Here is an 8,205-nt window from a genome sequence, read left to right as displayed (position 1 = left end):
TATAAATAGATTGTTTTCTTTTAGATGATTCATAAGCCAAGTGCTATCAACGAAATTTTTCATTTGAAACCCTCCAGTGAATAGAATATGTTTTAAATTTTCGATACGTAACTTTATTATAGCACTAATGGAGATTAGTGTGATGGGTATTAAAACTATTTAAATGATTTTAGATGTTTTCTAATTTTTTTCATAGCCCAATCATAATGACTAGATGTTGCAGAAATACAATAGCTACCTAGTGTAGTAGTACCTGTCCAGTCATAGTATTTTTTAGTGAATAGTTCTTCGGTTGAAAACGATTCAATTAATTTAATTACATCAAAATGACTTTTTTCTAGAAGAATTTTTGATTTATTATAAGATGTATTTTGATGTTTTTCCCAGAAAGCAATATTCATTTGTCCATAAGTTTTCCAATTGTAGGGAGCAGGTAAAAATGAATGTGCTTCACCATCTTGATTTGAACCTACCCAATTAAGAAGTAATTGATGCCATTCGTACAGATGAATTAGTACGTCTCTAATGTTTTTATCTCTTTTCCAATGAGCTTCTTTTCCAGCTTTTTCAAGATTGAAAGTAAATGGTTTTAGTTGTTCTTCTTCAGACATAGATTTTATTAAAAATAGAAGTTTGTCGTATTTTTCCTGTGAAGTATTGATTAAATCTGATTTATTTGTTGGCCTAGGCATTTTAAAAACCTCCTTTTAAAGTTATATTATAATTATAAATATATAATATAGACAGGGGTATGTCATATTATATATTTCTTGCAATAATAGTTGGAATCTAATAATATTTTAATGAAAGCTAAAATATTATTGTGTACAGGAGGGAACGTTGGAAAGATTAAAAGAAGCAATAAAACTTAGAGAAAATGGAAAGTTAAAAGAAGCAAATGCTAGGCTTTTGAAACTAGTAGATGAATACCCGGAAGATGCACAGATAAACTATCAATGTGCTTGGAGTTTTGATGTATTAGGCCTTGAAAAAGAGGCAGTTCCTTTTTACGAAAAAGCTATAGAAATAGGTCTTGATGATACTGACCTTAAAGAAGCGTACTTGGGATTAGGAAGTACTTATAGGACAATTGGAGAGTATGAAAAATCGAAAGAACTTTTAATTGAAGGAATAGAAAAATTTAATACAAATTCATTGAAGGTGTTTTTGGCTATGACACTTTATAATCTTGGCGAGCATTCGAAGTCGATGGAATTGCTCTTAAAAATAATATCTGAAACATCAATTGATGAGGATGTCGTTACTTTTAAAAAGGCGATTGAGTTTTACGCTGATAAATTGGACCAGCTTTGGTAGCCTGGAACTAGAACTATTATACACATGACAATTCTTCACAAGCAATTGAGAGTATATCTTGATTGCTTTTATTTTGCCTTGATAGTCAACTTGACGAAAGATAGGTTGACAAAAAGTGTAATATATTGTATCTTATAGATGAAATTGTGATTTAATTGAATTTTTAGAGGATGAAATGAATATGATAGATTTTGAATCAAAAATAAGAGAGATTAAAAGAAAGGATTTGTTGAGATTTACAAAAAATTTCAGCAATATGGATTCACCTAGAGCTGAGCTGGATGGAAAAGAAATATTGATATTTGGTTCTAATGATTATCTTGGTTTAGCTAATGACGAAAGACTGAAAGTAGCAGCGATTAATGAAGTTTATAATGATACGATTGGTTCAACAGGTTCTAGACTTACTAGTGGATCAAGGACTGTATTTTCAGAACTTGAGAGAGTTATATCAGAGGTAAAAGGAACCGAAGCGTCATTGATTTTTAATAGTGGATATATGGCAAATCTTGGAGTAATATCAGCTATTTGCGATAGAGAGTTTGAGGTCTTTTCAGATAAGTACAATCATGCGAGTATAGTAGATGGAATAATTCTTAGTAGGGCAAAGATTATTAGATACAAACATTGTTGTATGGATAGTTTGGAAAAACGTTTGAAGATATCTAATTCTAAAAAGAAGTTGATTGTTACAGACGGTGTTTTTAGTATGGATGGAGATATAGCACCACTTCGAGATATTAGGTTTTTGTCCAAAAAATACAATGCTATGGTTATGGTTGATGATGCTCATGGATTTGGAGTTTTAGGTAAATGCGGAAGTGGAACATGTTCATATTTAGGTATAAATGATGGAATAGATATACAAATTGGAACACTTAGCAAAGCTGTTGGATGTGTTGGTGGATATGCTTCTGGTAGTAGACAAATGATAGAGTATTTGAAAAATATATCTAGAAGTTTTGTATTCTCCACATCACTTCCACCAAGTATGATAAGAGCATCTATAGAATCTATAAATATAATTAAAACAGAGAGTGAAAGACAACAGAAATTGATGATGCTAGCCGATTATATGAGAGAAAAACTTATAAATTTAGGTATGGATTTTGGACAATCAACAATTACACCTATAATACCGATTATGATTGGAGATGAGAATAAAGCTGTGAGTATTTCAAAGAGGCTTATGGATGAATATAAAATATATATGCCGGCGATAAGGGTTCCTACAGTGCCTAAAGGGAAAGCTAGATTGAGGGCATCTTTAACCGCTAATCATAATATCGAAGATATAGATTATGTAATAAATAGTATAGCAGATATATGGGGGAGTGAAATTGTATAGAGAGATAATGCTAATTGTGATAAATGGTTGGGGATTTGGCGAGTCAATATGGGAAAATTTTTTTGAAGAGCTTTATAGAATGATTGGAACTAAAATAGAAAAAGAGATAGTGATTTGGAATGATATGAATGGACTAGACGATATAGAGCAAGAAATTCAAAGTATAATTAGAGTAAACAGGCATAGGAGAATAGTTCTCATAGGATGGTCATTGGGTTCTATAGTAGCACTGAAATATTTAAGTGAGGTAGAGGGAGCTGTTTTAATTAGTCCCGGAGTGCGATTTTCGAGAAAAGAGAATGAATGTATAGGCTGGGATGAAAAGTCTATTGAAAGAATGAAAGAAAATCTCATAGCAGATAAAATGAATGTACTATATGCTTTTGTAAATAAATTATTGGCTAGAGATGAGAAACTTTTTTATGAAAAATTAGTTCAAGTATTGGAATGCGATTGTAATAAATTTAGTATTCAGGATTTAATATATGGACTTGATTGTTTGAAAAACATAGATTTCGAAGAATATGTTTATAAATTGGATTCTAATGTATTGCTAATCCATGGTGAAAAAGACAGGATAGTGCCTCTAAGAAGATGTTTAGATATGAGTGATACTAATGATGAAATAAAAAAAATAATTGTAAAAAGAGCCGGTCATATACCGTTTTATACAAATCGAGAAGTAGTTACTAATTTAGTAATTAGTCATATAAGGAGTTTGTTTGATGATAGATAAGAAAAAACTAAGTAGAAGGTTTAGTAAAAATGCTCATCAATATGATAAATATGCTGTTGTTCAAAAACATATGAGTTCTCATATTATGGATATGATTAAGAAAGCTAAACCAGAGAAAATATTGGAAATAGGTTGCGGTACAGGATACCTTACGAAGTTAATTTTAGATATGTTCCCCAGTGCTCAAATTAGAAGCGTAGATATTGCTCCTGGAATGATAAAATATGCTAGGAAAAATATTCAAAGTGAACATGTGAATTTCGAATGTGTGGATATAGAAGAGATGGACTTAGGAATAGAAGAATATGATTTAGTTATTTCAAATGCCACATTTCAGTGGTTGAATAATTTAGAAAAAACGTCAGAAAAAATAATTAGAGCGCTTAGAAATGGTGGAATAATGTGTTTTTCGACTTTTGGAGAGAATACATTCAATGAGTTAAGACTTTCATATGATAAAGCATATAGGAATGCTGAACAAAATATTATGATTAATTCTAATAGAAATACTAGTTCAGATACTAGCCAAACTACCAAAAAAACTACTAGTCAAACTACAAAAAAAACTACTAGCCAAAAGTTTTTCTCACAAGAAGAGATTAGAGAATTGTATAGCGATAGATATGAAGGCAAATTATGTGTAGAAGAAAGTTATGAATACCATTATTTTGATTCGTGCTTAGAATTTTTTTATTCTGTAAAAAAAGTTGGGGCAAACAATTGTCAAAAAAATTCACAGGAATGTGATATAAATTTAATAAATGAAATGATTCAAATTTATGAGAATGAATTTAAATTTGAATCAGGAATAAGGGCGACTTATCACAAACTATATGTTATGTTTGTAAAAAATATTTTGCAGTAAAATAATATAAGAAATCTCTATTAAAACAATACCTGCATCTAATTTTAAAATAATTTGATGTGGGTATTATTAATGTAAGAGTGTAGCGAGGGGGATTAGTATGACGACAACACAGTTAGAAGCAAAATTAGAGCGACAACTTAATTTTCAATATATTGTTTCTCAAATTGGACGCGAATTTATAAGAACAGGAGATGTATCAAAAGGACTAGATAATGCGCTGGAGAATATAGGTAGATGTAGTAATGCTTCTCGTGCCTATGTTTTTCAATTTGATATAGATAATGGAACTATGGATAATACTTATGAATGGTGTAATGATGGAGTAGAATCTGAAATCAACAATTTGAAAAATTTACCTATAGATATGTTTCCGTGGTGGGTTAACAGCATCAGTGACGGAAGTGTACTCAATATTCATGATGTTTCTTTGCTAGGACCAGAAGCTAGTGCAGAGAAAGAGATATTAGAAATGCAAGGCATAAAATCAGTTTTAGTATTGCCGCTTATTATAGATGATGAATTAAAAGGATTTGCTGGTTTTGATAATGTTGAGACAACGGGTATATGGACTGAAGATGATGAACATATATTGAGTATAGCTGCTGAGATGTTTAGCAATGTATTTCAGCGTATAGAGAAGGAGACAGCTTTAGCGGATACGAATAGAGAGCTGGAACTTGCTTTGGAAAAAGTAAGGAAAACTCAAATCAAATTGATACAACAAGAACAAATGGCTGCCATAGGACAGTTGTCAGCAGGAGTCGCCCATGAGATAAATAATCCATTAGGTTACGTGATGAGTAATCATGATATTTTAGTAAATTATATAAATGAGATAATGGAAATGATTGAGAGTAACAAGAATTGTACTATGAAAGATAAGAAAAAAGCTGAGTTTGAATTTATAAAAACAGATATAAATGAAATTGTTGAGGATATAGAAGATGGCCTAAAAAGAGTTGAAAAGATTGTTAAAAGCCTTAGAACATTTTCTAGAATTGATAAAGAGAGTGACATGGATTATTATGATATTCGAGAGGGAATTTATAGTACTCTTACAATTTTGAATTCGAGACTTAAATTGCTAGACAAGGTTGAGGTTGACATTCCTAGCAGCATACCTAAGATTTGGATGGATGCGGGGAAAATCAATCAAGTCATCTTAAATGCTATAGTGAATGCTATTGATGCAATTTCCGAGATGGGAAAGGATCATGAGGGAATATTGAAAATAAGCATAAAAATATCTGACGAATTTATGAAAATGGAGATAGAGGATAATGGTATCGGAATGACAGAGGATGTTAGAAAAAATATTTTTACACCATTTTTTACAACGAAAGAAGTTGGAAAAGGAACAGGTCTTGGAATGAGTATTGCTTATGATATAGTTACTAAATTGCACAAGGGGACTATTAATATTGAATCAGAACAAGGTTCTGGTAGCAGTTTTATAATGACACTTCCAATCAGAAAATCAGAAGATGAGGGCTAATTGCCCTCTATTTTTTTAGCAAATTTTACAAAATTAGTTGACAAAAAAATAGCCAGCCGATATAATACAAATTAACATTTGCGCATAATTATTAATGAAAAAGAATAAAAATACAAAAAGCGCATAAAAATTATTTTTGTAAAATATAGGAGGAATTTGAAATGAAAGAAAAAGTTGTATTGGCATACTCGGGAGGACTCGATACTTCAATCATAATTTCATGGTTAAAAGAAAATTATGATTGTGATGTAATAGCAGCGTGTATAAATGTGGGTCAAGATGATGATATGAAGGCAGTAGAAGAAAAAGCTATAGCATCTGGAGCAGTAAAAGTGTACATAGAGAATCTTACTGCAGAATTTGTTAAAGATTATGTATTTAAAGGTATAAAAGCAGGGGCTAAGTATGAAGGAAAATATTTATTGGGAACAGCATTTGCGCGACCGCTTATGGCAAAAAAGCTTGTTGAAATAGCTCACAAAGAGGGGGCAAAGTTTATATGTCATGGTTGTACGGGAAAAGGCAATGACCAAGTTAGATTTGAAATAGGTATTTCATCCATTGATCCAAATATTCAAATAATAGCACCCTGGCGAATATGGGATATAAAATCACGTGAGGATGCTATAGATTATGCTAATGATCGAGGGATTGAAGTACCAGTAACAAAAGAAAATATATACTCGCGTGATCAAAACTTGCTTCATATAAGCCATGAAGGTGGAGACATAGAAGGACTAGAAAATGAACATAAAAATGATATTTATTTTATGACTACGGCGATAGAACAGGCTAAAGATAAAGCAACATATGTAGATATATATTTTGAAAAAGGAGTCGCGAAAAAGGTAGATGATATCGAGATGAGTCCGGAAGATATTCTTGTAAAATTGAATTTAATAGGTGGAGACAATGGAATTGGTGTAATAGATATAGTAGAAAATCGATTGGTGGGGATGAAATCACGTGGAATTTATGAGACGCCAGGAGGAACTATATTGTATGCTGCCCATGAAGAACTTGAGCAGATAACTTTAGATAAGGATACTATGCATTTTAAGCAAAGTATATCTCATAAGTATTCAGAATTAGTCTATAATGGTTTGTGGTTCACGACGTTAAAGGATGCCTTGGATGAATTTGTAGATAAAACACAAGAAAATGTAACTGGAACTATTACATTGAAGTTGTACAAAGGTAATATAATGGTGGCGAGCAGAAAGTCTAAATATGCACTATACGATGAAGCAATTTCATCATTTGGTGAGAGTGAGTTATATGACCATAAGGATTCAGAAGGTTTTATTAATTTATTTGGATTGCCCAGTAAGATAAGTGCTATGAAAAAAATACAATAAACTAATATGTAGGAGGACAAGAGTAAATGAAACTTTGGGGAGGTAGATTTTCTAAATCTACGGCAGCAATAGTAGATGAGTTTAATGCATCTATAGGGATAGACAAAATTTTATATAAGTCCGATATATTAGGTAGTATAGCACATGTCAAAATGCTTGCTAAATGCGGAATTATAAATAGTGATGAAAGTGACTTGATATCAAACACATTAGAAGAGATACTTAACGATATAGAAAATGATATGGTTAAATTTGAGATAGAATATGAAGATATACACATGAATATAGAGAAAATATTGATTGATAGGATAGGAGCTGTAGGTAAAAAATTACACACAGCTAGAAGTAGAAATGATCAAGTTGCAGTGGATATTCGCATATATTTAAAAATGGAAATCGAAAATATAAAAGTGTATTTAAAGAGACTAATGAATACTATAATTGATATTAGTAAAGAAAATATGGATACGATATTGCCTGGATATACACATCTACAAAGGGCGCAACCAATAAGACTCAGTTATCATTTTATGGCATATTTTCAGATGTTTAAGAGGGATTATGAGAGGTTAGAAGATTGTTATGCTAGAGTAGATTATTTACCTCTAGGAGCAGGTGCTTTGGCAGGAACATCTTATTTGACAGATAGAGAATTTTTAGCTAGTGAACTTGGTTTTTCAAACATCTGTGAGAATTCGCTTGATGCAGTAAGTGATCGAGATTTTGTAATAGAGTTTATTAGTTCGGTTTCTATAATGAGCATGCATCTTTCTAGATTTTGTGAGGAATTGATATTGTGGAGTTCTTCAGAATTTGACTTTGTAGAAATGGATGATGCATATAGCACGGGAAGTAGCATAATGCCACAAAAGAAAAATCCAGACGTTGCAGAGCTTATAAGAGGGAAAACTGGTAGTGTTTATGGCAATTTATTTAGTATTCTAACAGTGATGAAATCATTACCACTTGCATATAATAAGGATATGCAAGAGGACAAAAAACCATTATTCGATACAGTTGAAACAATAAAAGATTGTTTAAAAGTATTTGAAGATATGATTTGTACGTTGAAGTTTAAACAAG

General features: G+C 31.4%; 8 protein-coding genes. 7 read left to right on the top strand and 1 reads right to left on the bottom strand.

Features of this window, described 5'->3' with window-relative positions:
* Positions 1-155: 155 nt before the first annotated feature.
* Positions 156-692: a ClbS/DfsB family four-helix bundle protein gene (locus N4A40_07945; GenBank protein ID MCT4661779.1), complete on the bottom strand. Its 537-nt coding sequence runs from the start codon at positions 690-692 to the stop codon at positions 156-158.
* Between the two features lie 148 nt (positions 693-840).
* On the opposite strand from N4A40_07945, the gene N4A40_07940 reads away from it, so the two are divergent.
* The 7 genes from N4A40_07940 to argH all read left to right on the top strand — a co-directional run.
* Entirely contained in the window at positions 841-1,317 is a 477-nt protein-coding gene (locus N4A40_07940; protein ID MCT4661778.1) for a tetratricopeptide repeat protein, read from the top strand.
* Positions 1,318-1,498: 181 nt separating this feature from the next.
* The gene (gene bioF, locus N4A40_07935) at positions 1,499-2,665 is read left to right on the top strand and encodes an 8-amino-7-oxononanoate synthase (protein MCT4661777.1); all 1,167 of its coding nucleotides are present in this window, start codon (positions 1,499-1,501) and stop codon (positions 2,663-2,665) included.
* Positions 2,658-3,401 (top strand): alpha/beta hydrolase, encoded by a 744-nt coding sequence (locus N4A40_07930; GenBank protein ID MCT4661776.1) that lies wholly within the window; start codon positions 2,658-2,660, stop codon positions 3,399-3,401. Before bioF ends, N4A40_07930 begins: the two co-directional genes overlap by 8 nt.
* Positions 3,391-4,266 (top strand): methyltransferase domain-containing protein, encoded by an 876-nt coding sequence (locus N4A40_07925; GenBank protein MCT4661775.1) that lies wholly within the window; start codon positions 3,391-3,393, stop codon positions 4,264-4,266. Before N4A40_07930 ends, N4A40_07925 begins: the two co-directional genes overlap by 11 nt.
* Before the next feature lie 100 nt (positions 4,267-4,366).
* Positions 4,367-5,764, top strand: a complete 1,398-nt coding sequence (locus N4A40_07920; protein ID MCT4661774.1) for a GAF domain-containing sensor histidine kinase — start codon at positions 4,367-4,369, stop codon at positions 5,762-5,764.
* A 161-nt stretch (positions 5,765-5,925) separates the two neighbouring features.
* Entirely contained in the window at positions 5,926-7,122 is a 1,197-nt protein-coding gene (locus N4A40_07915; GenBank protein MCT4661773.1) for an argininosuccinate synthase, read from the top strand.
* A 26-nt stretch (positions 7,123-7,148) separates the two neighbouring features.
* Positions 7,149-8,205 (top strand): argininosuccinate lyase (gene argH, locus N4A40_07910; protein MCT4661772.1); only part of this gene is annotated, 1,057 nt, incomplete at its 3' end.

The sequence above is a fragment of the Tissierellales bacterium genome (assembly GCA_025210965.1).
Classification (GTDB): domain Bacteria; phylum Bacillota; class Clostridia; order Tissierellales; family JAOAQY01; genus JAOAQY01.
Note: the sequence above shows the minus strand (reverse complement) of the source record. Positions and strands in the feature narration are given on the sequence as shown.

Bases quoted from the DNA above. Each gene is read 5' to 3' on its own strand.
- N4A40_07945 (MCT4661779.1), bottom strand. From the start codon at position 692: ATGCCTAGGCCAACAAATAAATCAGATTTAATCAATACTTCACAGGAA.
- bioF (MCT4661777.1), top strand. From the start codon at position 1,499: ATGATAGATTTTGAATCAAAAATAAGAGAGATTAAAAGAAAGGATTTG.
- N4A40_07925 (MCT4661775.1), top strand. From the start codon at position 3,391: ATGATAGATAAGAAAAAACTAAGTAGAAGGTTTAGTAAAAATGCTCAT.
- N4A40_07920 (MCT4661774.1), top strand. From the start codon at position 4,367: ATGACGACAACACAGTTAGAAGCAAAATTAGAGCGACAACTTAATTTT.
- N4A40_07915 (MCT4661773.1), top strand. From the start codon at position 5,926: ATGAAAGAAAAAGTTGTATTGGCATACTCGGGAGGACTCGATACTTCA.